The organism is Pseudomonas sp. PME37.24/025 (genome assembly GCF_055556615.1).
Window position 1 is genome coordinate 1 of record NZ_JBVHNK010000449.1, and the last position, 242, is coordinate 242.

Annotated in this window: 1 protein-coding gene; it reads left to right on the plus strand. The window is 63.2% G+C overall.

Annotation, left to right across the window (positions count from 1 at the left end):
* A partial coding sequence (locus tag ACZ3HH_RS31035; RefSeq protein ID WP_465810549.1) for a LysR substrate-binding domain-containing protein occupies positions 1-242 on the plus strand: 242 nt, incomplete at both ends.

Sequence of the window (242 nt, forward strand, 5' to 3'; positions counted from 1 at the left end):
TGAGTTATCTGGTAGCCGAGCGCTGTATTGCGCACGGTTTCTATCCGCGCGTGGCGCGCGCCACCTCGCGCAAGAATTCCTTGCTGAGCCTGGTCAATGCGGGCTTCGGCATCGCTGTCGTGCCGCAGAGCATGGCCAGTATTTCACTCTCGGCGGGCGTCAGTTTTCCCGCGCTCAAGGATGCCGATTTCCATTCGGAGGTGGCCCTGCTGCGCCGACGCGATGCGCCGGCCATGGTGCAG